Source organism: Sphingomonas sp. P4_G3 (genome assembly GCF_056401105.1).
Genome location: NZ_JBFUJZ010000004.1, coordinates 314,566 through 339,189, shown reverse-complemented (window position 1 = coordinate 339,189; position 24,624 = coordinate 314,566). Strand labels below are relative to the sequence as shown.

General features: G+C 65.2%; 21 protein-coding genes. 15 read left to right on the top strand and 6 right to left on the bottom strand.

Features of this window, described 5'->3' with window-relative positions; genetic code table 11:
• Positions 1 to 57: 57 nt before the first annotated feature.
• The 6 genes from dnaE (at position 58) to rutA (ending at position 8,439) form a co-directional block, all read left to right on the top strand.
• Complete coding sequence (gene dnaE / locus AC1DQQ_RS13440) at positions 58 to 3,573, top strand: DNA polymerase III subunit alpha (protein ID WP_478045459.1); 3,516 nt, start codon at positions 58 to 60, stop codon at positions 3,571 to 3,573.
• Positions 3,574 to 3,651: 78 nt separating this feature from the next.
• On the top strand, positions 3,652 to 5,250 hold the full coding sequence (locus AC1DQQ_RS13435) for a long-chain fatty acid--CoA ligase (RefSeq protein WP_478045458.1): 1,599 nt from the start codon (positions 3,652 to 3,654) through the stop codon (positions 5,248 to 5,250).
• A 44-nt stretch (positions 5,251 to 5,294) separates the two neighbouring features.
• A complete protein-coding gene (rutB, locus tag AC1DQQ_RS13430) occupies positions 5,295 to 6,026 on the top strand; it encodes a pyrimidine utilization protein B (RefSeq protein ID WP_478045457.1) in 732 nt (243 codons plus the stop codon).
• Positions 6,027 to 6,030: 4 nt separating this feature from the next.
• Positions 6,031 to 6,414, top strand: a complete 384-nt coding sequence (gene rutC / locus AC1DQQ_RS13425) for a pyrimidine utilization protein C (RefSeq protein ID WP_478030199.1) — start codon at positions 6,031 to 6,033, stop codon at positions 6,412 to 6,414.
• A 154-nt stretch (positions 6,415 to 6,568) separates the two neighbouring features.
• Positions 6,569 to 7,366, top strand: coding sequence for a pyrimidine utilization protein D (rutD, locus tag AC1DQQ_RS13420; protein ID WP_478045456.1), 798 nt, complete (start codon positions 6,569 to 6,571; stop codon positions 7,364 to 7,366).
• Positions 7,367 to 7,377: 11 nt separating this feature from the next.
• Positions 7,378 to 8,439, top strand: coding sequence for a pyrimidine utilization protein A (gene rutA / locus AC1DQQ_RS13415; RefSeq protein ID WP_478030197.1), 1,062 nt, complete (start codon positions 7,378 to 7,380; stop codon positions 8,437 to 8,439).
• 36 nt (positions 8,440 to 8,475) lie between these two features.
• On the opposite strand, the gene AC1DQQ_RS13410 is transcribed toward rutA, so the two are convergent.
• A complete protein-coding gene (locus AC1DQQ_RS13410; protein WP_478030195.1) occupies positions 8,476 to 9,546 on the bottom strand; it encodes a PA0069 family radical SAM protein in 1,071 nt (356 codons plus the stop codon).
• 53 nt (positions 9,547 to 9,599) lie between these two features.
• Here AC1DQQ_RS13410 and AC1DQQ_RS13405 point away from each other — a divergent pair, with 53 nt between their 5' ends.
• Together AC1DQQ_RS13405 and AC1DQQ_RS13400 are read left to right on the top strand one after the other, a co-directional pair.
• Positions 9,600 to 9,941 (top strand): VOC family protein, encoded by a 342-nt coding sequence (locus AC1DQQ_RS13405; protein ID WP_478030194.1) that lies wholly within the window; start codon positions 9,600 to 9,602, stop codon positions 9,939 to 9,941.
• Between the two features lie 60 nt (positions 9,942 to 10,001).
• Positions 10,002 to 10,502, top strand: a complete 501-nt coding sequence (locus tag AC1DQQ_RS13400) for a YbjN domain-containing protein (RefSeq protein WP_478030192.1) — start codon at positions 10,002 to 10,004, stop codon at positions 10,500 to 10,502.
• Here AC1DQQ_RS13400 and moaB read toward each other — a convergent pair whose 3' ends face one another.
• The 3 genes from moaB to AC1DQQ_RS13385 all read right to left on the bottom strand — a co-directional run bounded on the left by moaB (position 10,503) and on the right by AC1DQQ_RS13385 (position 13,709).
• Entirely contained in the window at positions 10,503 to 11,030 is a 528-nt protein-coding gene (gene moaB / locus AC1DQQ_RS13395) for a molybdenum cofactor biosynthesis protein B (RefSeq protein WP_478040954.1), read from the bottom strand. It abuts the gene before it with no gap.
• Between the two features lie 211 nt (positions 11,031 to 11,241).
• Entirely contained in the window at positions 11,242 to 12,978 is a 1,737-nt protein-coding gene (locus AC1DQQ_RS13390) for a lytic transglycosylase domain-containing protein (RefSeq protein WP_478045455.1), read from the bottom strand.
• Entirely contained in the window at positions 12,975 to 13,709 is a 735-nt protein-coding gene (locus AC1DQQ_RS13385; protein WP_478030188.1) for a uracil-DNA glycosylase, read from the bottom strand. Before AC1DQQ_RS13385 ends, AC1DQQ_RS13390 begins: the two co-directional genes overlap by 4 nt.
• A gap of 120 nt (positions 13,710 to 13,829) precedes the next feature.
• Between AC1DQQ_RS13385 and AC1DQQ_RS13380 the strand changes: the two genes are divergently transcribed.
• From AC1DQQ_RS13380 to AC1DQQ_RS13350, 7 genes are all read left to right on the top strand, one after another.
• Complete coding sequence (locus AC1DQQ_RS13380) at positions 13,830 to 15,488, top strand: electron transfer flavoprotein-ubiquinone oxidoreductase (RefSeq protein ID WP_478030186.1); 1,659 nt, start codon at positions 13,830 to 13,832, stop codon at positions 15,486 to 15,488.
• Between the two features lie 118 nt (positions 15,489 to 15,606).
• On the top strand, positions 15,607 to 17,076 hold the full coding sequence (locus AC1DQQ_RS13375; protein ID WP_478045454.1) for a tetratricopeptide repeat protein: 1,470 nt from the start codon (positions 15,607 to 15,609) through the stop codon (positions 17,074 to 17,076).
• On the top strand, positions 17,073 to 17,993 hold the full coding sequence (locus tag AC1DQQ_RS13370; RefSeq protein ID WP_478045453.1) for a 4-(cytidine 5'-diphospho)-2-C-methyl-D-erythritol kinase: 921 nt from the start codon (positions 17,073 to 17,075) through the stop codon (positions 17,991 to 17,993). The genes AC1DQQ_RS13375 and AC1DQQ_RS13370 overlap by 4 nt, the downstream gene beginning before the upstream one ends.
• A 249-nt stretch (positions 17,994 to 18,242) precedes the next feature.
• Entirely contained in the window at positions 18,243 to 19,964 is a 1,722-nt protein-coding gene (ilvD, locus tag AC1DQQ_RS13365; protein ID WP_478030181.1) for a dihydroxy-acid dehydratase, read from the top strand.
• Positions 19,945 to 20,376 carry a hypothetical protein gene (locus AC1DQQ_RS13360; protein WP_478045452.1) on the top strand — a complete coding sequence of 144 codons (432 nt, stop codon included), beginning with the start codon at positions 19,945 to 19,947 and terminating at the stop codon, positions 20,374 to 20,376. The genes ilvD and AC1DQQ_RS13360 overlap by 20 nt, the downstream gene beginning before the upstream one ends.
• Positions 20,373 to 21,767 carry an NAD(P)H-hydrate dehydratase gene (locus AC1DQQ_RS13355; RefSeq protein WP_478045451.1) on the top strand — a complete coding sequence of 465 codons (1,395 nt, stop codon included), beginning with the start codon at positions 20,373 to 20,375 and terminating at the stop codon, positions 21,765 to 21,767. The genes AC1DQQ_RS13360 and AC1DQQ_RS13355 overlap by 4 nt, the downstream gene beginning before the upstream one ends.
• Positions 21,764 to 22,951, top strand: coding sequence for a class I SAM-dependent RNA methyltransferase (locus AC1DQQ_RS13350; protein ID WP_478045450.1), 1,188 nt, complete (start codon positions 21,764 to 21,766; stop codon positions 22,949 to 22,951). Before AC1DQQ_RS13355 ends, AC1DQQ_RS13350 begins: the two co-directional genes overlap by 4 nt.
• On the opposite strand, the gene truA is transcribed toward AC1DQQ_RS13350, so the two are convergent.
• Both truA and fmt read right to left on the bottom strand, forming a co-directional pair.
• On the bottom strand, positions 22,941 to 23,690 hold the full coding sequence (truA, locus tag AC1DQQ_RS13345) for a tRNA pseudouridine(38-40) synthase TruA (protein WP_478040944.1): 750 nt from the start codon (positions 23,688 to 23,690) through the stop codon (positions 22,941 to 22,943). The genes AC1DQQ_RS13350 and truA overlap by 11 nt on opposite strands.
• Positions 23,687 to 24,595 (bottom strand): methionyl-tRNA formyltransferase, encoded by a 909-nt coding sequence (gene fmt, locus AC1DQQ_RS13340; protein ID WP_478040943.1) that lies wholly within the window; start codon positions 24,593 to 24,595, stop codon positions 23,687 to 23,689. Before fmt ends, truA begins: the two co-directional genes overlap by 4 nt.
• Positions 24,596 to 24,624: the final 29 nt, after the last annotated feature.

Here is a 24,624-nt window from a genome sequence, read left to right as displayed (position 1 = left end):
GTGGGTAAGCTCGCCGCCGGGGTGGCCAAGGCGGGGCGAGCGACTTAGGTTGGCACCATGCCCCATTCCGGCTTCGTGCCCCTCCGGATTTTTTCGTCCTACACGATGCTCGACGGCGCGATCGAGCCGAAGGCGATCGCCAAGCGCGCGCGCGAGCTGGGCTTCCCTGCCGCCGCGGTGACCGACCGAAACGGGCTGTTCGCGGCGATGTCGTTCTCGGGCGCGGCTGCCGATGCCGGGGTGCAGCCGATCATCGGCACGATGCTGGGGGTGGCACGACCCGATCTGCCCGAGGGCCAGGCGGTGCAGACCGACTGGATCGCGCTCTATGCGCAGGATGAGGCCGGCTATCTCAATCTCTGCCGGCTGGTCAGCGAGGCGCATCTCGGTCGCCCGCTCGACCTCGATCCGCATGTCGATCTCGCCACGCTCGAAGCCAATTCGGCGGGGCTGATTGCGCTGACCGCTGGCGGCGAGGGCGGGGTCGCCCGGTTGTTCGCCGAGGATCAACCCGACGGCGCCAATGCCTATGTCGACCGGCTGCAGGCGATTTTCGGCGACCGGCTCTATATCGAGATCGCGCGGCGCTTCGATCCAGTCGAGGCCAAGGCCGAAGCCGAATTGCTCGAATTGGCCTATGCGCGCAATTTGCCGATCGTCGCGACCAATCCGTGCTGTTTCGCCGATGAGGAATTCCTCGAAGCGCATGACGCGATGCTGTGCATCGCCAATTCTTCCTACGTCGCCAGCGACGACCGGCCCAAGAGCTCGCCCGATGCGTGGATGAAGCCCGCCAAGGACATGCGCGCCTTGTTCGCCGATCTGCCCGAGGCGATCGCCAATACCTTGGTCGTGGCCCAGCGCTGCGCGGTGGCGGCGCCGAAGCGCAAGCCTATTCTGCCTAGCCTGGCCGGCGATCGTGAGGGCGAATCGCAGGCGCTGCGTGAGGCGGCGCGAGAGGGCTTGCAGAAGCGGCTCGATCGCATCGTCGAGCTCGGCAATGCGGGCGAAGGCGATTGGCAACAGCCCTATCGCGACCGGCTCGAATTCGAGCTCGACGTCATCATCCAGATGGGGTTCCCAGGCTATTTTCTGATCGTCGCCGACTTCATCCAATGGGCGAAGGCGCACGATATCCCGGTCGGGCCTGGCCGCGGGTCGGGCGCCGGCTCGGTGGTCGCCTGGGCGCTGACCATCACCGATCTCGATCCGATCAAGCTCGGGCTGCTATTCGAACGCTTCCTCAACCCGGAACGCGTGTCGATGCCCGACTTCGACATCGACTTCTGCGAAACCCGGCGTGGCGAAGTGATCCGCTACGTCCAGGCGAAGTATGGCCGCGATCAGGTCGCGCAGATCATCACCTTCGGGACGATGAAGGCGCGCGCGGTGCTCAAGGATACCGGCCGCGTGCTGCAGATGAGCTATGGCCAGGTCGACCGCCTCGCCAAGCTCGTTCCCAATCTGCCGACCGATCCCTGGACGCTCGATCGTGCGCTCAACGGCGTCAGCGAACTCGCGGCCGAATATCGCGGCGACAAGGACGTCCGCCATCTGTTCGACCTGGCGATGAAGCTCGAAGGGCTGCCGCGCCACAGCTCTACCCACGCCGCTGGCGTGGTGATCGGCGACCGTCCGCTTGCCGATCTCGTCCCGCTCTATCGCGATCCGCGATCGGACATGCCGGTCACCCAATTCGACATGAAATATGTCGAAGGCGCAGGCCTGGTGAAGTTCGACTTTCTCGGCTTGAAGACGTTGTCGGTGCTCAAGAAGGCGGTCGAACTGCTCGCCAAGCGCGGCATCGCCTGCGACCTCGATGCGCTGACCTGGGACGATGAGGGCGTCTACAAATTGCTCCAGAAGGGCGACACGGTCGGTGTGTTCCAGCTGGAATCGGAAGGCATGCGGCGCACGCTGAGCGCCGTGCGGCCGTCGAATTTCGGCGACATCATCGCGCTCGTCTCGCTCTATCGCCCGGGCCCGATGGACAACATCCCGTCGTTCGGCCGGCGCAAGAACGGGCAGGAACCGATCACGTATCCGCATCCGCTGCTCGAGCCGATCCTGGCCGAGACCTACGGCATTTTCGTCTATCAGGAACAGGTGATGCAGGCCGCCCAGGTGCTGGCCGGCTATTCGCTCGGCGGCGCCGACCTGCTGCGCCGCGCGATGGGCAAGAAGAACCAGGCCGAGATGGACGCGCAGCGCGCTACTTTCGTCGAGGGCTGCGCGACCCACAACAAGATCGATGCTGCCAAGGCCAACGAGCTGTTCGACTTGATCGACAAGTTCGCCGGCTATGGCTTCAACAAGTCGCACGCCGCAGCCTATGCGCTGCTCGCCTACCAGACCGCCTGGCTGAAGGCGCATCATCCGCACGAATTCTATGCCGCGTCGATGTGCTACGACATCCACCTGACGGATAAGCTCGCGATCTTCGTCGACGATATGCGGCGATTGGACGTGGCCATCCTGCCGCCGGATGTGAACCGCAGTCTGGCGGAGTTCGACGTCGAGGTAATCGGCTCTGCTTCCGAGGGGGAGACGGAACAGCTTGCCGTCCGCTACGCCCTGGCCGGACTCAAATCGGTCGGCGAAGGCGCGATGGAGAAACTGGTCGAGGAACGTGACGCGTCCGGGCCGTTCGACAGCCTCGACGCCTTTGCCCATCGCGTCGACCCGCGCCTGCTCAACAAGCGCCAGCTTGAAACACTGGCGGCGGCAGGAGCGTTCGATACGATCGACCCCAACCGCGCCGGTATCTACGCCTGCGCCGAAACCATCCTGGCGACCGCGGCGCGGGTCCATGACCAGAAGAATAGCGGCCAGGGTGGTCTGTTCGGCGAGAGCGAGGCGTCGGGTACGCATATCAAGTTGCCGCAGTCGGCGCGATGGAGCCTGGCCGAGCGGATGGAGCAGGAGAAAGAAGCGTTCGGCTTCTATTTCTCGGCGCATCCGGTCGATCGCTTCACGCAGCTCGCACGGATGCACGGTGCGCGACGCTATGCCGATCTCGGCGACCTGCAGATCCCCGAGAGCGGTCGCGCCGGTGCGGTGATGGCGGCGATGGTCGAGGATACGCGCTGGCGGACGTCGGCCAAAGGGCGGCGCTATCTGATGGCGACCTTGTCCGACCCATCGGGCCAGTTCGTCGCGACCTGTTTCGACGATTCGGTCGCGGTCGACTTGGAGGAGGCGGCGCGCAACGGCGGTTGCGGGTTGATCACGGTCGAGCTCGACCGCCGCGCGGGCGAAGAACAGCCGCGGGTAACGGTCAAGCGTATCCAGCCGTTCGACGAACTGGCCAGCGCGACGCGGATGAATCTCGATATCGAGATCGAGGATGCGGTCGCGATCCCGGCGATCGGTGCATTATTGTCAGAGGCACGCGGCGCGCGCGGCGAAGCACGCCTCGTTGTTCCGCTGCCGGCGGGCGGAACGGCAACGATCCTGATCGGGCGCGATTTCCTGCTCGATCCCGAACTTGCCGACCGCATTGCCACGCTACCGGGAGTGCGATCGGCCGAGGTCGCAATCGCGCCGCCGCAACGGCTTGCATTGGTTGGCTAGAGGCAGCGGACACGGCCCCTAGACTTCGACCGCTTGGGGCGGAATAACACTCTTCAAACATAGAGTATGGAGAGTGGGATGCAGGTGGGTGCGATGCAGGATTTCGAGCTCCGCGTGATGCGGCTGCTCGACCATGTCGCTCGCGAGCATCCGACCCGCGAGATCGTGACGCGTTGGGCCGATGGGCGCGAGACTCGCAACGACTGGGCCGGCATCCATCGCAACGCGCGCAAGCTCGCGCAGCGACTGGAGAAATGGGGCATCCCCCCGGGCGATCGCGTCGCCACGCTGGCGATGAACCACGAGCATCATCTGACGTCCTGGTATGGCGCGATGGGGATGGGCGGGGTAATCCATACGATCAACCCGCGCCTGTTCGACGAGCAACTGATCTACATCGCCAACCATGCCGAAGATCGCGTGCTGTTCTACGACAAACAGTTCCAGCCGCTGGTTGACCGGCTCAAGCCGCATTGGACCTCGATCGAGCGCTACGTAGCGTTCGATGACCTCGGCCCCGACGGTTTTCAGGCGCTGCTCGACGCCGAGGATGGCGACTATGCCTGGCACGAAGGCCCGGAGCGCGAGCCGTGCATGATCTGCTACACCAGCGGCACGACGGGCAATCCCAAGGGCGTGCTGTACGAGCATCGCTCGACCGTGCTGCACGCAATGCACGCCGCCGAGCCGTGGGTGATGGGCTTGTCGGCGTCGGACGTCATCCTGCCGATCGTGCCGATGTTCCATGCCGCGGCCTGGGGGCTGCCGTTTGCCGGCGCGTTGGCGGGCACGAAATTCGTCTATTCGCAGACCAATGACGCGGCCGTGCTGTGCGGACTGATGAACAGCGAGAAAGTGACGATCGGCAGCGGTGTGCCGACCGTTTGGCTGGCACTGTTCCAGCATATCGACGCGACCGGTGAAGAACCGCGTTTCCTGCGCCAGATCACCGTTGGCGGGTCGGCGGCGCCGCGCGCGATGCTGGCGCGGTTCATGGACATGGGGATCAAGCCGCTCCACCTCTGGGGGATGACCGAGACCTCGCCCATCGCGACCGCGCTCGCCCCGGGGCCGGACTGGCACGACCTCAGCCGCGACGAACAGCTCGACATCGTCTGCAAGCAGGGATCGATCCCGTTCGGGGTCGAACTGCGCATCGTCGATGATGAGGACAGGGAATTGCCGCGCGACGGCGAGACGTCGGGCCGGTTGCAGATCCGCGGGCCCTGGGTGGTGAAGCGCTATTTCAAGGCAGAGCAGGATGCCGCGAGCACCGACGGCTGGTTCGATACCGGCGACGTCGCGGTGCTGCACCCCAATGGCACGATGCAGATCACCGACCGCTCGAAGGACGTGATCAAGTCGGGAGGCGAGTGGATCAGCTCGGTCGACCTGGAAAACGCAGCGATAGGCTGCCCCGGCGTCGGCGAAGCGGCGGCGATCGGTGTCTATCACCCCAAATGGGACGAGCGCCCGCTGCTGCTTGTCGTCCGCAAGCCTGGCAGCGCGGTGACTCCGCAGGAGATCACTCAGCATCTGACCCAGCATGTCGCCAAATGGTGGCTGCCGGACGAGATCCTGTTCGTCGACGATCTGCCGCACACCGCGACAGGCAAATTGCTCAAAACGGTGTTGAGGGAACAATATAAGGAATACCGCCTGACGTCAGCCGCTTGACGCCTGACTTGCCTTTCGTCCCGCGCGGCGGCAGGCTGCGCTGAATGGACATGGTGACGACCGGCTCCGCTGGTGAAAATGGCGTGACGCTGGCGGCCCGACCCGAAGCGCTGCGCCTCGCCCCGCACGAAACCGCGGTCGTCGTGATCGACATGCAGAACGCTTATGCGAGCGAGGGCGGCTATGTCGATCTCGCCGGGTTCGACATTTCGGGTGCGGCGGGGGTGATCGGTAAGATTGCTACCGTGCTCGACACTGCGCGCAAAGCGGGCGTCCAGGTGGTGTTCCTGCAGAATGGCTGGGACGCCGAGTACCAGGAAGCCGGCGGTCCGGGTTCGCCCAATTGGCACAAGTCCAATGCCTTGAAGACGATGCGCGCCCGGCCGGAGCTTTCCGGCCAACTGCTGGCGCGTGGCGGCTGGGATTACGACCTGGTCGACGCGCTCAAGCCGCAGCCGGGCGATATCACGCTCCACAAAACGCGCTATTCCGCCTTCTTCAATTCGCAGCTCGATTCGACGCTGCGTGCGCGCGGCATTCGCAACATCGTGTTCGTCGGCATCGCCACCAATGTCTGCGTCGAAAGCACGCTGCGCGACGGCTTCCATCTCGAATATTTCGGCGTGATGCTGGAGGACGCGACGCACCATCTCGGCCCGCCGATGATGCAGGAGGCTACCGTCTATAACGTCGAGAAATTCTTCGGCTGGGTTTCGACGACAGCCGATTTCTGCGGCAGTTTTGGCCAGCTTCCTCAATCAGATAGCAAGGACTGACGTCATGGCGTTCGAGCCCATCAACCCGCAGCAATTCCCGACCCCGATCGCGCCCTATTCGGCCGGCGCCAAGGCGGGGAACGTCGTCTACGTCTCTGGCGTGCTCGCGTTGGGCGAGGGCGGCATTGTGCTCCATGTCGGTGACGCCGCGGAGCAGACGCGGCATGTGCTCGAGGTGATCAAGGTGACGCTCGAGGCGGCCGGTGCGTCGATGTCCGATATCGCGATGAACCACATCTTTCTGAAGGACCTGGACGATTATCCGGTCTTCAACCAAGTTTATGCCGAGTATTTTCCAGGTAACAAGCCGGCGCGCTACTGCATCAAGGCGGAGCTGGTGAAGCCCGATTGCCTGGTAGAGATCGCCAGCGTGGCGCATATCGTCTGATGCCCGGACCCAACCCGTCATCCCAGCTTCTTCCGTCATCCCAGCGCAAGCTGGGATCTCATGCGGCGGCGCGAGCGCGCCGTAACAACAAGACCCCAGCTTTCGCTGGGGTGACGGAGTGGTCGTTCGCTGGGGTGACGGGAGCAGCGCGCTGATGCCGGAAGCGGCAGGCCTCTATTATGAGGAACACGGCGCGCCCGACGCCCCGCCGGTGATCCTGTCTTCTGGCCTGGGCGGGTCGGCGAGCTATTGGGCACCCAATATCCCCGCGCTGGCCGAGCATTTCCGGGTCATCGCCTATGACCATCGCGGCACCGGACGCAGCGACCGCGCCTTGCCGGCGCGGGTGTCGGTCGACGATTTTGCCGACGATATCCTGATGCTGATGGACGCGCTGGGCCTCGATCGCACCCATTTGATCGGCCACGCCGCGGGCGGAGTCGCCGGGCTCGCGCTCGCGCTCAAGGCGCCGGAGCGGCTCGATCGTCTTGTCGTGGTCAATGGCTGGGCCAGCCCGGATCCGCATTTTCTGCGCTGCTTCGAGATTCGGCTCGCGTTGCTGCGGTTGGCCGGCCCCAGGGCGTATCTGCGTGCCCAGCCGATCTTTCTCTACCCCCCGGATTGGGTATCGAGCCACGACGAAGACATCGACGCCGAGCTGCCGCACCAAATGGAGACCTTTCCCGGCACGGACACGATGGAAAAGCGCATCCTCGCGCTCGGATCGTTCGATATCGCCGATCGGCTTGGCGAGATCGCCACGCGGACGCTGGTGATCGCCAGCCAGGACGACATGCTGGTGCCGCCGCGCGCGGGTGAGGCGCTGGCGATGGGAATCGCCAAGTCGGGGATCGGTCGGCCAGCTTATGGCGGCCACGCGGTCAACGTCACCGATGCGGACAATTTCAACGGTTTTCTGGTCGACTGGATGACGGGCGTGATGCCCCAATAGGAGTGAATGCGATGCAGGTCGGCGTTTTCGTGCCCATCAACAACAATGGCTGGCTGATCAGCGAGAACGCGCCGCAATACATGCCGTCGTTCGACCTCAACAAGACGATCGCGCAATCGGCCGAAAAGCACGGGCTCGATTTCCTGCTGTCGATGATCAAGCTGCGCGGGTTCGGCGGCAAGACCGAATTCTGGGAATATGGGCTGGAGAGCTTCACGCTGATGGCTGGGCTCGCCGCCGTCACCGAGAAGATCAAGATCTACGCGACCTGCCCGACGCTCGTCATTCCACCCGCCTTCGCCGCGCGGATGTGCAACACGATCGATTCAATCAGCCATGGGCGGTTCGGGCTCAACCTGATCACCGGCTGGCAGCGGCCCGAGTACAGCCAGATGGGGTTGTGGCCGGGGGACGAGCATTTTCGTAACCGATACAAGATGCTCGATGAATATGCTCACATCCTGCGCGAGCTATGGCAAACCGGGCGGAGCGACTTCAAGGGCGAGTATTACCAGATGGACGATTGCCTTGTCCGGCCCAAGCCCGACGGCGACATGAAGATCATCTGCGCCGGCTCATCGGACGAGGGCCTCGCCTTCTCGGCCAAATGGGCGGATTATGCCTTTTGTCTCGGCAAGGGCGTCAATACGCCGACCGCGTTTGCTTCCAATAACGACCGGCTGGCGGCCGCCACCGCCAAGACCGGGCGCGACGTGTCGGTATTTGTGCTGGTGATGATCATCGCCGCCGACACCGACGAGGAAGCGATGGCGAAGTGGAAGTCGTACAATGACGGCGTCGATATCGCCGCCATTTCCTGGCTGATGGATCAGGGCGCGGCCGATAAGCACAATACGACCACCAATGTCCGCCAGCTCGCCGCGCCCGAGGGCGCGGTCAACATCAACATGGGAACCCTGGTCGGCAGCCATGCCAGCATCGCGCGGATGCTCGACGAGATGGCTGAGGTGCCCAATACCGGCGGCGTGCTGCTGACCTTCGATGATTTCGTCCAAGGGGTCGAGGATTTCGGGACCAAGATCCAGCCGCTGATGAAGAGCCGGCGGGGTTAGGACGCTTCCCCTCCCGCAAGCGGGCGGGGAGATAAATCAGAACAACTCCCCCTGCGGCCCGCGTGGCGGGTGGAACAAGTCGGTCCGCACACTCAATCGTTCGCGGTTGAGCCCGTGCTTTTTCATCGCGATCTGGAATCTCGTGCGGAGCAGGTCGGCCCATGGCCCCGAACCACGCATCCGCGTGAAGAAATTGGGATCATTGTCACGCCCGTCACGGATCGAGTTGATGATCGCCATCACCTTGCCGGCGCGGTCCGGAAAATGCGTGTCGAGCCAGGCGCGGAACAGCGGCGCGACTTCGTGGGGAAGCCGGACCGGCAGGTAGTTGATCGTCCGCGCCCCGCTTTCGGCCGCGCGTTCGACGATATGCTCGATCTCGTGATCGGTGATCGCCGGGATGACCGGCGCGATCGACACGATCGTCGGGATGCCGGCGTCGGCGAGGCGCCGCACCGCGGTCAGCCGGCGCTCGGGGTGCGGCGCGCGCGGCTCGACCGTCCGCGCGACCTTGGCGTCGAGCGAGGTCACCGACAGCGCGACCGCCGCTAGCCCCTTCGCCGCCATGGCCGCGAGCAGGTCGATGTCGCGGACCACACGGTCGGATTTGGTGGTGATGGTCAGCGGATGATCGGTCTCCGCCAGCACCTCGATACAGCCGCGTGTGATCTTCCACTCCGCCTCGATCGGCTGATATGGATCGGTATTGGTGCCGAACGCGATCGGCCGGCAGCTATAGCCAGGCTTCATCAGTTCGGCGCGGAGTAGTTCGGGTGCGGTCGGCTTGGCGAACAGCCTGGATTCGAAGTCGAGCCCCGGCGACAAATCGAGATAGGCATGGGTCGGCCGCGCGAAACAATAGATGCAGCCATGCTCGCAGCCGCGATACGGGTTGATCGAGCGGTCGAATCCTATGTCGGGCGACTGGTTGCGGGTGATGATCGTGCGCGGGGTCTCGACCGTGACGCTGGTCCGCAAGGGGGGTAGGGCGCCGTCCACCTCCTCCAGCGCGTCGAGCCAATCGCCATCGGCGAGACGCTCCGGCAGGCTGAAGCGGCTACTTTCGCGATTGACCGTCGCGCCGCGGACCGGACGGGCTTTTGCCATTGCCCCAGTCTACGCCACGATGTAGAACATATCAAGAACAATGGAGAGATGAGATGGCGAAACTCAATTATGTCGAACTGCCGGTCCAGGACGTCGCGAGCACCAAGGCGTTCTTCGCCGCCGCGTTCGGCTGGGATTTCACCGATTTCGGTCCGACCTATGCGGCGACCATGAGCGGCCAGACCGATCTCGGGCTGCAAGGCGACCGCGCCGACTGGACCGCGGCGCCCCTGGCGGTGATCCAGGTCGACGATCTCGAAGCGACCGAGGACGCGGTGAAGGCGGCGGGCGGAACGATCACCCAGCCGATCTTCGCTTTTCCAGGCGGCCGCCGTTTCCACTTTCGCGATCCCAACGGCAACGAATTGGCCGCGATGCAGGCGGATTCGCACTGAACGGTCTTGCGGCCAGCAGAGCGGGCCTTAGGATCGCGGCACGCAAAAGGGGGAATTGACATGTGGGGCAAGATTTTGGCTGTCGCTGCCGCCATGGCCGTGTCGGCGCCGGCCTTGGCAGCAGATCGGATCGTCGACGTGAGCAGCGTTGATGGCGTCGCCGCGTTGTTGCGCGAGGCGGGGTACAGAGCGGAGATCAAGGTCGGCAAGGACGGCGACCCGTATATCCAGAGCGCGATCGGCGGAAACGATTTTCAGGTTCTGTTTTACGGTTGCAAGAACAAGGTCGGCTGCGATTCGTTTGATTTCTACAGCTGGTTCAAGAAGGAGCCGTTCTTCTCCACCGAAATGGCGAACGAATGGAACGCCAATCACCGTTTCCTGAAGGTCGCGATCGATTCGGACGGCGATCTGTCCGAATACGCCTACATCTCCACCATCGGCAAAATGACCTACGACAATTTCAAGGATTACGTCGCCTGGTACGGCTCGACCGACGCCGAGTTGGTCAAGTTCGTCGCCGAGCGTCGCAAGGCGGCGGCGCCGACCGCGGCGAAATAGCTATCGCTCCGTCAACCGCGGCATCAGTTCGACGAAGTTGCACGGAAGGAAACGGCTGTCGAGTTGGTCCCTGAGGATCAGGTCCCAGCCGTCCTTCACCGCGCCGGTCGAGCCGGGCAGGGCGAAGATGTACGTGCCGCCCGCCACGCAGGCGCAGGCGCGCGACTGGATCGTCGAGGTTCCGATCGTCTGATAGCTCAGCCAACGGAACAGTTCGCCGAAGCCGGGGATCATCTTTTCCGCGACGGCTTCGACTGCCTCGGGCGTGACGTCGCGACCGGTCACGCCGGTGCCCCCGGTAGTGAGGATGACGTCGATTTCGGGATCCTGGATCCACTGAGCGAGGCGCTCGACGATCGTGTCGAGATCGTCCCGCTCGATCGTGCGAGCGGCGAGGACATGGCCAGCGCTTGTCAGCCGCTCGACCAACGTGTCGCCCGATTTGTCGTCAGCAGGTCCGCGCGTGTCGGAAACGGTCAGGACCGCGATCCTGACTGGTACGAAGTCCCGGTTTTCATCAATCGGCACTCGCCGCTCCCGTTCCGCGTTGATTCGCTGATACCTAACCCCAAACCGTCATCCCAGCGAAAGCTGGGATCTCAAGCGACGGCGCGAGCGCTTCGTAACCACGGGACCCCAGCTTTCGCTGGGATGACGGGGCGGATTTATGCCCGGAGCTGAGATCGCCGTTCCGTCGGGGAGGAGACTCGACAGGTCCGCGGCGTTTAGAACGCGATAGTTACCGGCTGGACGTCAGCCTGACCGCGCTCGGCCCGGACAGGCCCGGGAATTTCGGCCACATGCCCTGCGCCAGCGCCTCGCGGCTCGGCGATTTCAGCCGGCCGTCCTTGCCCTCGTACATCCAGTAATTGCGCAGCACCGTGGTGACGTAGCCGCGCGTTTCCCAATAAGGGATCGATTCGATATAGAGCAGGGGATCGCCGCCATCCTTGACGATGCCGTTCCATTCCATGACCGGCACCGGGCCTGCATTATAAGCGGCGATCACCTTGGGCAGATAGCCGCCGGTGAAGCTCTGGTCGCGCAACCGCTCGAGCGTGCGCTGCCCGACCGCCATGTTGACCGAGGGCAGCGACAGCGCGCCGCGATCGACGGTGATGCCGCGTTCGCGGGCATAGTCGACCGCGGCGGCGGGCATGATCTGCATCAGGCCATAGGCGCCCGCCGGGCTGATCACATCCTTGCGGAAGCGCGATTCCTGGAGCGCGTGGGCGTAGACCAGCGCCTTGTCGACGGTCCAGCCGCCGGCTGGCGCCCATTTCGGCGCGGGGAAGCGGGCGATCGTCGGCGCCTTGGTTCCCTCGGGGCAATTATTGCCGAGCCACATCACCGTTTCGGGCAGATTGAGCGTCTCGGTCAGGCGCACCAGCGAGGCATATTCGTCCTTGGGGCCGATCTTCGCCTGCTGCTTGAGCACATCATCGGCCAAGCCAGTCTCGCCGATCTCGACCAGAGCGGCGGCGACGCGGACATTGGGACGGTTCTGCAATTTGGCCCAATCGGCGAGCATCAGCTCGTCCGGAACCGGGGGCTTTTCCTTGATGCCTAGCTGCTGGCGCGCGAGCATGCCGTAAAAGGTCTCATCGAGCTGGGCGGCGTTCTTGAGCCGTGCCTCGACCAATTGCGGCCGGCCGCACTTCATGTCGGCGCGCGCTGCCCAATAGAGCCCGGCCGCACGGAGTTCGACATCGCTCGCCCGTGCCGCGACGTTGATGAAAGCGCGCGCCGCCTCGGTGCAATCGCCCTGGCGCCAGGCGGCGAGTCCGCCGACCCATTCGCCCTGGACTGCCCAGTCGCCGGCGCCGACGCGCGCCTTGGTTGCCATCATCCGGGCATTGGTGTCGTCGCCCCGAAGATAATAGATCCAGGCAACGCGCTGCTGCCACTCGATTTGGGCATCGGGCGTGAGGCCGGTCGTCGATTCGAGCAATGCTTGGGCCCCGGGGCCGTCATCGCTCTTGATCAGCGGCTGCATCTTGAGCGCGAGCTCGGCCGCGGCGAGGTCGTATTTGGTCGCTTTGGCGCGGCCGCGAGTCGAAGCGCCATTGGCCCAGATCAGGCGCTGCTGATAGGGAAGCGTCGGGGCGACCACGCCGCGCGCGGCAAGGATACGGGCGATGCTCGGTGCCTCGGGCAGTTCGGGCGCGGCGGTGATCACCGCGACCAGCGGGTCGTTTTCGGCCTTGGGCGAGCCCTTGGCGGTATAGAGTTCGGCAAGCGCGATCGAATGGAGCGGGCCCGGCTTCATCGCGGTCAGCTGCAACTGGGCATCGTCCCAGCGCTTTTCGTGGATCGCCTTGAACACCGCAGCATAGCCGGTGCGCTGATCGGTATCGAGTTGGGCCGGAATGCCGCGCGCCATCGTCGTGGATGCAGGTGGCTCGCCRGCGGCAAAAGCGGGCAGCACAGGGGCGAACACCAGCGCCGAAGCGACGAGAAAACGCGCGATTTTCACTCAAATCCCCCCATCAACACTCTGAGGTCCTTCCAGGCATCGGCTTTGGCGACAGGCTTCTCCAGCAGGAAACGAGGATGGAAGCTTACCACTAACTCACTTGTCCCGCCATCAAGGTTAACCTGACGTAAACTTCCACGGGCATGGGCGACATCCAGCCCCGTGATGGCACGGCTCGCCGCATTACCTAGGGCGAGTACGCGTTTAGGGCGGGCTAACGACAGGTGATGGCGGATCAACGCCTCGAGTTTCTGGCTCATTTCCTCGCTCACGCGGCCGGCCGGAGGACGCTTTACCGCGAGTGCCGCGAGATAGATCGACTGTCGGTCGCGGCCGATCGCGGCGAGCATGCGGTCGAACAGCGCACCGGCATTGCCCGACAGCAATGAGCCGGCGGCATCATCCTCTCGGTCGGGCATATCGACGACGATCATCAGCCCACTCGCGACGTCGCCTTGCGTGCCGAGCGCCTGGCCCGGCCAGCCCGCTTCGGGCGCCGCGGGGCCAAGCCGCCAGGCGGCGAATTCGTCCAAAGTCGCCGGCAGCGTGGGCGGCGCGGCAACGGCTTCCGCTACTTGCCCGGGCAGCCGCTCGACGACGGATGGAGCGGGCGCGCGCGCGAGCCAGTCGCGCGGCAAATCGTCGATCTCGCAATCGACTCCCGCGTCGCGCCACCATTCGAGCGCACTGGCGATACTTGCCCGCCAATCGTGATTCTGGTCAGCCCCCATAGCTGCCGGCATAGAGTCCCAGCTTGACCGCGGGGTCAATTCGTTGGCACCGCATTCGCCGACGGACCGTTGTCGTCTTACGATGACTGGTCTCAAAAAGGTCCCAAGGGAGGAAAAGGGATGAGCGAACGCGAGTCGATGCCGTACGACGTGGTGATCGTCGGCGCCGGGCCGGCGGGCCTGTCGGCGGCGATCCGCCTGAAGCAACTCGCGGCCGAAAAAGGCGCGGAGATTTCGGTCTGCGTGCTCGAAAAGGGCTCCGAGGTTGGCGCGCACATCCTGTCGGGCGCCGTAGTCGACCCACGAAGTCTCGACGAGCTGATCCCCGATTGGCGCGACAAGGGCTGCCCGATGGCCGAGACGCCGGTCACCGACAACCAGCATTGGGTGCTGACGAAAAAGCGCCGCTTCAAGCTGCCCGAGTTCATCTCGCCGGGCTTCATGCACAACAAGGGTACCTATACCGGTAGCCTGGGCAATCTGTGCCGCTGGTTGGCGGGGCAGGCCGAAGAACTCGGCGTTGAAATCTTCCCCGGTTTCGCCGCGGCCGAAATCCTTTACAGTGACGACGGCAAAGTGAAGGGCGTCGCCACCGGCGATATGGGCGTCGCGCGCGACGGCTCGCACAAGCCCGATTACCAGCCGGGGCTCGAACTCCACGCCAAATACACGTTCTTTTCAGAAGGCGCGCGCGGGCATCTGACTCGTCAATTGGTCGACCGTTTCAATTTGCGCGCCGATTGCGAGCCGCAGGTCTATGGTCTCGGCATCAAGGAATTGTGGGATATCGATCCCGAGAACCATGTCCCCGGCCGCGTGATCCACTCGCAGGGCTGGCCGCTCAGCGAGAGCGGATCGGACGGGGGCGGTTTTCTCTATCACCAGGCGAACGGGCAGGTCGCACTGGGCTTCGTCACCTGGCTCAATTATTCGAATCCGTATCTCTCGCCGTTCCACGAACTCCAGCGCTGGAAGACGCATCCAGCGATCGCCGAGATCCTCAAGGGCGCCAAGCGCGTGTCCTACGGCGCGCGGGCGATCAGCGACGGCGGCTTTCAGTCGGTACCCAAGCTGGTGATGCCGGGCGCGGCGTTGATCGGCGACTCCGCCGGCTTTCTCAACGTGCCGCGGATCAAGGGCACGCATACCGCGATGAAGACGGGGATGATGGCCGCCGAGGCCGCGTTCGAGGCGGTCCAGGGGGGACGCGAGGGTGACGAGTTGACCGCTTACCCCGACGCCTATGATGCCAGTTGGGTGAAGAAGGAGCTGTCGGTCGTCCGCAACGTCCTGCCGCTCGTCGAGAAATATGGCGAATTCCTCGGCACGATCCTGTCGGGCATCAACATGTGGCTCGAAAGCTGGGGCATCAAAATGCCCTATACGATGAAGCACCATGCCGATCACACGACCCTGTGGCGCAAGGATCTGGTCAAGCCGATCGATTATCCCAAGCCCGACGGCGTGCTGACCTTCGACCGTCTGTCCTCGGTGTTTCTGTCGAACACCAATCACGAGGAGGATCAGCCGGTCCACCTGACGCTGAAGGACCCGGACATCCCGGTCGACTATGATTTACCGATGTATGACGAACCGGCGCAGCGTTATTGCCCGGCAGGCGTTTACGAGATCGTCGGGCAGGAAGAAGGCAATCCGCGCTTCGTGATCAACGCGCAGAATTGCGTCCACTGCAAGACGTGCGACATCAAGGACCCGACCCAGAATATCGTTTGGGTGGTGCCGGAGGGCGGCGGAGGACCGAACTATCCCAATATGTAAGCCCATTTTTGTCGCCTGCGCCGCGCTGGCGTCAGCCTTCGTTCCGGCGAGCGCGCAGGCCGACGACTATGGCGCGTTCGGCCGCGCGCGGATTGCGGCGGCGAACGGCAATGTCGGCGTGGCGGCCCAGCAATATGGCATTGCGCTGACCAATGCTCCCGGCGATCCGACCGTCGCCAACCGTGCGTTTCGCCAGGCAATGGCGGCGGGCGACCTGGCGCTCGCGCGTCGTGCGGTGACAGCTTTGGGCGCCGACGCGCCGAACGATGCCAAACTGCTGCTCCTCGCCGATGCTCTGAAGAGCGGCAGTCCCGCCGCCGTCGACAAGGCATTGGCGTCGCTCGACAAGACGCCGTTCGATTTCTTCGTGCCCGCGGTCCGCGCCTGGCAGGAATTCGGCCGCGGTGGCGATCCCACCGCCGGACTCGCCGCGACCGACCGCACCGGCGCTGTCCAGCATATCCTGCTCGAACAGCGCGCGCTGATCCTGATCGCGCGGAACGATATTCCGGGTGCCGCCAAGGCGCTGTCGGCGGAATTGCGCGGCAGCAGCGGGGGCCTCGATTTGCGCTATTCGTCAGCGGAATTGCTGATGGGGCAGGGCAGTGACGCTCTCGCAGCTGACCTGCTCAGCGGCCCCGATCCCGAAGTGGCGACGGTGCGACGTCACCTTCGTGCCGTCAAGGCGACGCCGATGATCGGTATCGCGCGGCTCTACACGCGCCTTGCCGCCGATCTGACCGACCCTGGCACGACCCCGATCGCGATCACGCTGGCGCGCTCGGCGCTGATCCTCGATCCCGATGACGGACGCGCGCGCCTGTTGCTTGCCGCCGCGCTCGAACGTCAGGGCGCGCACGACCGCGCGCTGACCGTGTTGGGCGAGATTGCGCCGGGCACGGCCTATCGCGCGCTCGCCCAGTCGATCCGCGTCGAGGTGCTGCGGGCCAAGGGCGACATGCCGGGGGCAATCGCCACCGCCAAGGCGCTCGCAGAAGCCCCCGACGGCGATGCCGATAGCGCCGAGCATTTCGGCAACATGCTGCTGATCGCGAACCGTCCGCTCGAGGCTGCGGTGGCGTATGAGAAGGCGCGCGACCGGCTGGGCGACGATGCCGGCTGGTCGGTTTGGCTGCAGATCGGATCGGCGTACGACAAGGCCGGCCGTTGGGAACTGGCCCGAGCCGCGCTCGAACGCGCCGTGGCGTTGGGCCCTGATCAGGCGGTCGCGCTCAATTATTACGGCTATTCGCTGATCGAGCATGGCGGCGACGCGGTGCGCGCGCTCGCGATGCTCGAAAAGGCTAATGCCCTGGCGCCGAACCAGCCGGCCATCGCCGATTCGCTCGGCTGGGCCTATTTCCGGCGCGGCGACGCCGACCGCGCGCTACCCCTGCTCGAATCGGCCGGGGCCGCGGCCCCCGCCGATGCCGAGATCGCCGAGCATCTCGGCGACGTCTATTGGGCTGTCGGGCGCCGGTACGAGGCACGGTACGCCTGGAAAGCTGCGCGGGTGGTGGCGACGCCCGGAGCGACGGCGAGACTCGACGCCAAGATCCTCAACGGCCCGGCCACGAAACGCTCGTGACCATCGTCGAAGCGGCTCCGGCCAAGATCAATCTCGCCCTCCACGTTCGCGCCCGGCGCGCCGATGGCTATCACGAGATCGAGACATTGTTCGCGTTCCTGCGCGATGGCGACAGCGTGTCGATCGAAGAGGCCGATCGCGACAGCTTCGCGCTGACCGGCCCGTTCGGCCCCGCGCTAGCCGGCGAGAGCGGCAATTTGGTGCTTGCCGCACGCGATGCCTTCGCGGCCGTGCACGGGCCGTTGCCCGCGCTCGCGATCACCCTCGACAAGAATTTGCCCGTGGCGTCGGGAATCGGTGGTGGGTCGGCCGACGCTGCCGCCACGTTGCGAGCGCTGGCGCGGCTGAAGGGCATTGATCCGGCAGATCTGGCCGATATCGCACTCGAACTTGGGTCGGATGTTCCTGCCTGCTTGCTCGGCAAAAGCGCGATCGGAGGCGGGCGAGGCGAGCGGCTTGAGCTGATCGACGAGTTGTCGGGCATTCCCGTGTTGCTGGTGAACCCCGGGGTCGCCGTCTCGACCGGTGCGGTGTTCCGTGGCTGGGACGACATCGATCGCGGCCCTCTATTCCCCCGTCATCCCGGCCTTGTGCCGGGGTCCACCGTGCCGCAAAACCCCAGCGCCGGGGCTGTGTTGCACGGTGGATGCCGGGACGAGCCCGGAATGACGGAATGGCTTGGGGTTGCAATCGAGGGTCGCAACGATCTCGAAGCTCCGGCGCGCAGAATCGCTCCTGTGATCGAAGCCGTGGTCGGCTTGCTCGCCGCACAACCCGGCGTCATTCTCGCCCGCATGTCCGGATCGGGCGCCACCTGCTTCGCTCTGTTCGATAGCCAGATCGCGCGCACCGCAGCGCGCCACGCGATCGCCGCCGTCCAACCCGATTGGTGGTGTCTCGAATCGACACTCGCGTGACAGATTTGCGTACCAGGGCGGGACCGCCGAACCGCGCTTAACCATCGTCAGCCGCGCGAGTCCTCAACTGGCCCCCAACTTGCTGGGTGACAGCTACGCAGGTCCGTCTCCACGCCGCGCCCGCGCATGGTCTCCGGCCACAAAACCGGACGTCATCGGTCGTGGGAGCGGCTTCGGCCGCTCCCCGCCACACCTTTCTCAGCAATAGTCTTGCGCAAACGGACCTTCTCGCGACATAGGCGTCGCGCCATGACCCACACATTCGACAAATCGAAACTCCCCAGCCGCCATGTCTCGGTCGGTCCGGAGCGCGCCCCGCACCGCAGCTATTATTACGCCATGGGCCTGACCGAGGAGGAGATCGCGCGTCCGTTTGTCGCGCTCGCCTCCGCCGGCAACGATTCGGCACCGTGCAACACCACGCTCGACGCGCAGGCCGATGCCGCGCGGCGCGGGGTGGAGCAGGGCGGGGGCATGCCGCGGCGGTTCAATACGATCACCGTGACCGACGGCATCGCCATGGGGCACCAGGGGATGAAGGCGTCTTTGGTCAGCCGCGAGGTCATCGCCGATTCGGTCGAACTGTCGGTGCGCGGCCATTGCTATGACGCGCTGGTCGGCTTTGCCGGGTGCGACAAGTCGCTGCCGGGGATGATGATGGCGATGCTACGCCTCAATATCCCGTCGATCTTCGTCTATGGCGGATCGATCCTGCCCGGGCGCTTTCACGACCGTGACGTCACGGTGAAGGATGTGTTCGAGGTGGTCGGCCGCTACGCCGCCGGCAATTGCCCGCTTTCCGAAGTGCACGAGCTCGAACGCGTCGCTTGTCCCGGGCACGGCGCGTGCGGTGGACAATATACCGCCAACACCATGGCGTGCGTCGGTGAGGCGATTGGATTATCCTTGCCCAACAGCAATATGGTGCCGGCTCCTTACACGACGCGCGAACAGATCGCGGTGTCGGCGGGCGCCCAGGTGATGGAGTTGCTGGCGAAGAATATCCGCCCGCGCGACATCTGCACCCGGCAGGCGTTCGAGAACGCCGCTCGGATCGTCGCGGCGACCGGCGGATCGACCAATGGCGCGCTCCATCTGCCGGCGATGGCGCATGAAGCGGGGATCGAGTTCGACCTCTTCGACGTCGCCGAGATCTTCAAGACCACGCCTTATTGCGCCGACCTCCAGCCCGGCGGGCAATATGTCGCGCGCGACATGTACGATGCCGGCGGGGTCTATATGCTGATGAAGACCTTGCTGACCGAAGGCTTCCTGCATGGCGATTGCCTGACGGTGACCGGCAAGACCTTGGGCGAGAATATCGATCAGGTCACCTGGAACCCCGACCAGAAGGTCATTTATGACGCAAAGACGCCGATCACCCCGACCGGCGGCGTTGTCGGCCTGCGCGGCACCTTGGCGCCCGATGGCGCGATCGTGAAGGTCGCCGGTCTCCATCACCTGCAATTCGCCGGTCCCGCGCGGGTGTTCGATTGCGAGGAAGAGTGTTTCGCCGCGGTCGAGGCGCGCCAGATCAACGAAGGCGAGGTCATCGTCATCCGTTACGAGGGCCCCAAGGGCGGCCCGGGCATGCGCGAGATGCTATCGACCACCGCGGCTCTATACGGCCAGGGCATGGGCGAGAAAGTCGCGCTGATCACCGACGGGCGCTTTTCGGGCGCGACCCGCGGCTTCTGCATCGGCCATGTCGGGCCTGAGGCCGCCGAGTGCGGCCCGATCGCGCTGGTCGAGGACGGCGACATGATCCGCATCGACGCCGAGGCGGGTACGATCGATCTCGACGTCGCGGAAGATGTGCTGACCGAGCGCCGCAAGGCGTGGAAAGCGCGGGTGTCCGATTATGGGTCGGGCGCTTTGTGGCGCTATGCGCAGAATGTCGGCCCTGCCTATAAGGGCGCCGTGACCCATCCTGGAGCGGCGGCCGAAACTCATGTTTACGCGGATATCTAGCGCGCTCGCGATAGGGTCGATCCTGATTCTCACTGCCTGTTCGGCCGACCCGCGATCGTCGGCCGGCAACGGCAATAGCGAATTCGACAACGCGCTCGCCCAGGCGAGTGCGGATGCCGAGGACRATGGCCGCATCGTCTGCGCACCCGCGGGCAATGCCGCTTTCTCGCGCCAATGCACGCTTGATCGCGTGCAATCGACCGAGGGGCTGATCCTGACCGTGCATAAGCCCGATGGCGGGTTCCGCCGCCTGTTGGTGGTCAAGGACGGGCGTGGTGTGGTCGCGGCTGACGGTGCCGAGGCGGCCAAGGTCACCATCATCGCCGATCACCAGATCGAAGTGGCGATCGGCGGCGACCGCTTCCGTTTGCCCGCGACGATGAAGGGCAAGGGCGCTAATAGCGCCAAATGATTCCGATTGAAGGCTTACCGATCGTCACCGCCGCCGCGATGCGCGCGGCGGAGGAAGCGGTGTTTGCCGGCGGCGTTCCGCAAGCCGAATTGATGGAGCGGGCCGGGGCCGCCGTGGCGCGCGAGACGGCGCGCTTTGCGATGGGGCGGCCGGTGCTGGTGCTGGCCGGTCCCGGCAATAATGGCGGTGATGCCTGGGTCGCCGCGCGTCTGCTGGCCAAGAGCGGGCATGACGTCACGGTTGCCGCGCTCGGACAGGCAAAGGAAGGCGTTGCCGCCACGATGCGCGCCGAATGGAGCGGCGCTGTTAGCGACCTTGCGGACGCACAGGCGCGGCCAATCGTCGTCGACGGGCTATTCGGAACGGGCCTGACTCGTCCGCTGGCGCCCGACGTCGTCGGCCAATTGCAGCGACTGGTGACTGCGGCCCACTTCACCCTTGCGATCGATCTGCCCTCGGGCATGGACACGGATTTCGGCCGCGACTTAGGGGCGGCCGGCGCGATGGTCACGCTTGCGCTGGGTGCGCTCAAGCCCGCACATCTGCTCGGCGACGGCCTCGACCGCTGCGGCCAGCTCCTGCTCGATGATATCGGTATCCCGATCGCCACGACCTGGCGGACGGTCGCGATGCCTCGACTGAGCGAGCCCGGGCCGCACAGCCACAAATATACTCGCGGCCTCGTGGCCGTGCTGGAAGGGCACATGCCTGGTGCGGCCAGGCTCGCGTCGAACGCGGCGCTGCATGGCGGCGCCGGCTATGTCGTCCGGGTCGGCGAAGATGACCGCCACGGACCGAACGCCATCGTCCATCGGCCGATAACGGAGTTCGACAAGCTGCTCGGAGACGAACGCACGGGGGCGGTGGTGATCGGCCCTGGGTTAGGTCGGGAAGAAGATGTGAGGGAGAGGCTGGACGCGGCGATCGCCTCGGCGCGTCCGCTGGTGCTCGATGGTGACGCGCTGAGCCTGATCGGGCGCGATGTCGGCCGGCTGCGCAGTCGCGCCGCGCCGACCTGCCTGACTCCGCATAGCGGCGAGTTCGACCGGATGTTTGGTGAGGGGAAGGGGAGCAAGATCGATCGTACACTCGCGGCCGCGGCTGATGCCGGAGCGGTCATCGTGCACAAGGGGGCGGACACGGTCATTGCGACGCCTCAAGGCGATGTGCGGGTCTATGCCGGCGGATCGTCCTGGTTGTCGACGGCAGGCACCGGCGACGTGCTCGCCGGCCTGCTCGGCGCGCGTCTGGCCGGAGGCGTGGCGCCACTCGCAGCGGCTGAGGCGGCCGTATGGCTTCACGGCCGCGCCGCCCAGCTCGCGGGGCCGGCTTTTGCCGCCGACGATCTGATCCCATGCCTTCCCCGCGCGATCGCGGAGTGTCTGCGATGACTGTCGACACGATCATCCGCGTCGCCGCGCGTGGCGAGGGCGTCACGGCGGATGGGCGTCATGCGGCGCTGGCGGCGCCCGGCGACGTGCTCAACGCCGATGGCTCGGTCACGCGAGGCCCGCATCACCAGATACCGCCTTGCCGTCACTTCCCGACCTGTGGTGGGTGTCAGCTCCAGCATCTCGACGATGCGAGCTATGCGGCGTTCATCACCGACCGCATCGCGGGGGCGCTCGCCGCGCACGAGTTGGAAACCGACATCCGAGCACCGATCGTGTCGCCGCCCAATGCGCGGCGCCGGGCCTCGCTCCACGCCGAGGCAAAGGGCGGGCGGATAAGATTGGGCTTCGCCGAGTCAGGCAGTCACGCGATCGTCGATATTCAGGAATGTCATATACTTGCGCCGGAATTGTTCGCCTTGGTGGCACCGTTGCGCAAGCTGCTGGCGCGGCTGGGACTGAAACGCCGCCGGGCCGATATTCAGATGACGTCATGCGATCAGGGCGTGGAATTGCTGATAGGCGCGAGCTTCGACGGGCTCGAAGCCGCGGAAGCGATTATCGCCTTCTGCCAGCAGCACAATGTCGCCCGCTTCGCGACCGATGACGGTATGGGTCCCGAAACGCGGTGGGAGCCCGATCCTGTCACCATCACCTTGGGCGGGGTCGCCGTGCCGTTCCCACCGGGCAGCTTCCTCCAGGCGACGCGCGACGGCGAAGCGGCGCTGATTGCCGCAGTGCGCGAGGCCGTGGGGCAGGCAGGCACGATCGCGGACCTGTTCGCCGGGCTCGGCACCTTCGCGCTCTCGCTGGCGCCGGCGCGGGTCTATGCCGCCGAAGCAGGGCGTGACGCCATAATGTCGTTGAAGGCCGCCGCCGGGCGTGCGGGACGGCAGGTGTTCGCCGACCATCGCGATCTCTACCGCCGCCCGCTGACGGTCGAGGAACTCGGACGATTTGGTGCCGTAGTACTCGATCCGCCGCGTGCAGGGGCGCGTGACCAGGCGGCCGGGCTGGCACTGGCAACGACTCCCGTAATCGCCTATGTGTCATGCAATCCCAGTAGTTTCGCACGCGATGCTCAGATAATTTGCGAAGGTGGTTACCGCCTCGACTGGGTACAGCCGGTCGGCCAATTCCGCTGGTCGACCCATGTCGAGCTTGCGGCGCGATTCAGCCGCTAGGCGGATAGTCGGCGCGCAGGAAATAGAGGCCATCGGGCGGTGCGTTGAACCCCAGAGCCGCGCGATCGGCCGCTTCCAACGCGGCCTTCAGGTCGCCTTTCGACCATTTGCCCTGGCCGACCAGTTCCAGACACCCGACCATCGATCGCACCTGATGATGCAGGAATGACCGCGCCGAGGCGAATATGCTGATCCGCTCGCCATTGCGGATGACGTCAAGGCGGTCGAGCGTCTTGACCGGGCTGTCCGACTGACAATGCGCCGATCGGAACGTGGTGAAGTCGTGTCGGCCGACCAGTATCTGTGCGGCATCATGCATCACGTCGGAATCGAGGTCCTGCGGTACGCGCCATGCCAGGCCCTTTTCCCAGGTCAGCGGCGCGCGGCGGCAGATGATGCGATATTCGTAATGGCGGGCGAGGCACGAGAACCGTGCATGCCAATCGTCGGGCACGATTGCGCAATCGAGGATCGCCACCGGATCGGGCCTGAGGCGCGCATTGAGCGCCTCCATCAAGCGGAACGGCGTGATCGCCCGCGTGACGTCAAGGTGCGCGCGCATGCCCAGCGCATGAACGCCGGCATCGGTGCGGCCGGCGGCGTGAGCGGTCACATCTTCCTGGAGGATGTCCTTGGCCGCGCGCTCGATCGCGGCTTGTACGCTGGGTCCGTGGTCCTGTCGCTGCCAGCCCATGAACGGGCGTCCATCATATTCAACCGCAAGCGCGAACCGCGTCACAGGCGCGTGCCTATGTCGATGGAAAAGCCGCGCAAAAGTTCGTTTGACGTCATGACCCCACGTCCGGCGCGCTGCACCGCGAGCGGACGGATCGTGCCTTTGCCGCAGGCGATGGTCAGCTGGCCGTCGAGGACTTCACCCGGCGCACCCGACAGCTCCATGACGGCGGCGCTGAGCACCTTGATGCGCTCGCCGGCATATTCGAAATAGGCGCCGGGTGCAGGGTTGAACGCGCGGACCTGGCGTTCGACCTCGACGGCGGAGCGGGTGAAGTCGATCCGCGCCTCGGCCTTGTCGATCTTTGACGCATAGGTGACGCCGTCCTCGGGCTGCGGCCGGGGTGGAAAAGCGGCGGGATCGTCGAGCACGCGCACCATCAACCGCGCGCCCATTGCCGCCAATTCCGCGGAAAGGATACCTGACGTCTTGCCATCGATCGGCGTACGCTCCTCGAGCAGCACTGGCCCAGTATCGAGTCCCGCCTCCATCTGCATGATCCCAACGCCAGTCTCGGCATCACCCGCCAGGATCGCGCGCTGGATCGGCGCGGCGCCACGCCAGCGAGGCAGCAGCGAACCGTGGACGTTGAGGCAGCCGAATCGCGGCGCGTCGAGCAAAGCTTGTGGCAGGATCAGCCCATAGGCCGCCACCACCGCGACATCGGCTGCCAGTGCCGCGAAAGCCTCGGTCGCGCCCGGTTCCTTCCGAAAAGACAGCGGCGTGCGCACCTCGATCCCCAGCGTCTCGGCACGCGCCTGGACCGGGGAGGGGGTCAGCGCCTTGCCTCTCCGCCCGCCGGCGCGGGGCGGTTGGCTGTATGCCGCCACGACGTCGTGACCCGCGTCGATCAGTGCATCGAGCACCGGAACGGCGAAATCGGGAGTTCCCATGAAGACGATCCGCATGGGCCACGCCTTTCGCCCCTTGGCAGGGG

What these genes read in the sequence shown, in the direction of transcription:
- AC1DQQ_RS13385 (WP_478030188.1), bottom strand. Translation starts at nt 13,709, where the DNA reads ATGGGGGCTGACCAGAATCACGATTGGCGGGCAAGTATCGCCAGTGCG.
- AC1DQQ_RS13380 (WP_478030186.1), top strand. Translation starts at nt 13,830, where the DNA reads ATGAGCGAACGCGAGTCGATGCCGTACGACGTGGTGATCGTCGGCGCC.
- AC1DQQ_RS13405 (WP_478030194.1), top strand. Translation starts at nt 9,600, where the DNA reads ATGGCGAAACTCAATTATGTCGAACTGCCGGTCCAGGACGTCGCGAGC.
- AC1DQQ_RS13410 (WP_478030195.1), bottom strand. Translation starts at nt 9,546, where the DNA reads ATGGCAAAAGCCCGTCCGGTCCGCGGCGCGACGGTCAATCGCGAAAGT.
- rutD (WP_478045456.1), top strand. Translation starts at nt 6,569, where the DNA reads ATGCCGGAAGCGGCAGGCCTCTATTATGAGGAACACGGCGCGCCCGAC.
- AC1DQQ_RS13400 (WP_478030192.1), top strand. Translation starts at nt 10,002, where the DNA reads ATGTGGGGCAAGATTTTGGCTGTCGCTGCCGCCATGGCCGTGTCGGCG.
- dnaE (WP_478045459.1), top strand. Translation starts at nt 58, where the DNA reads ATGCCCCATTCCGGCTTCGTGCCCCTCCGGATTTTTTCGTCCTACACG.
- ilvD (WP_478030181.1), top strand. Translation starts at nt 18,243, where the DNA reads ATGACCCACACATTCGACAAATCGAAACTCCCCAGCCGCCATGTCTCG.
- rutB (WP_478045457.1), top strand. Translation starts at nt 5,295, where the DNA reads ATGGACATGGTGACGACCGGCTCCGCTGGTGAAAATGGCGTGACGCTG.
- rutA (WP_478030197.1), top strand. Translation starts at nt 7,378, where the DNA reads ATGCAGGTCGGCGTTTTCGTGCCCATCAACAACAATGGCTGGCTGATC.
- AC1DQQ_RS13355 (WP_478045451.1), top strand. Translation starts at nt 20,373, where the DNA reads ATGATTCCGATTGAAGGCTTACCGATCGTCACCGCCGCCGCGATGCGC.
- AC1DQQ_RS13350 (WP_478045450.1), top strand. Translation starts at nt 21,764, where the DNA reads ATGACTGTCGACACGATCATCCGCGTCGCCGCGCGTGGCGAGGGCGTC.
- rutC (WP_478030199.1), top strand. Translation starts at nt 6,031, where the DNA reads ATGGCGTTCGAGCCCATCAACCCGCAGCAATTCCCGACCCCGATCGCG.
- fmt (WP_478040943.1), bottom strand. Translation starts at nt 24,595, where the DNA reads ATGCGGATCGTCTTCATGGGAACTCCCGATTTCGCCGTTCCGGTGCTC.
- AC1DQQ_RS13435 (WP_478045458.1), top strand. Translation starts at nt 3,652, where the DNA reads ATGCAGGTGGGTGCGATGCAGGATTTCGAGCTCCGCGTGATGCGGCTG.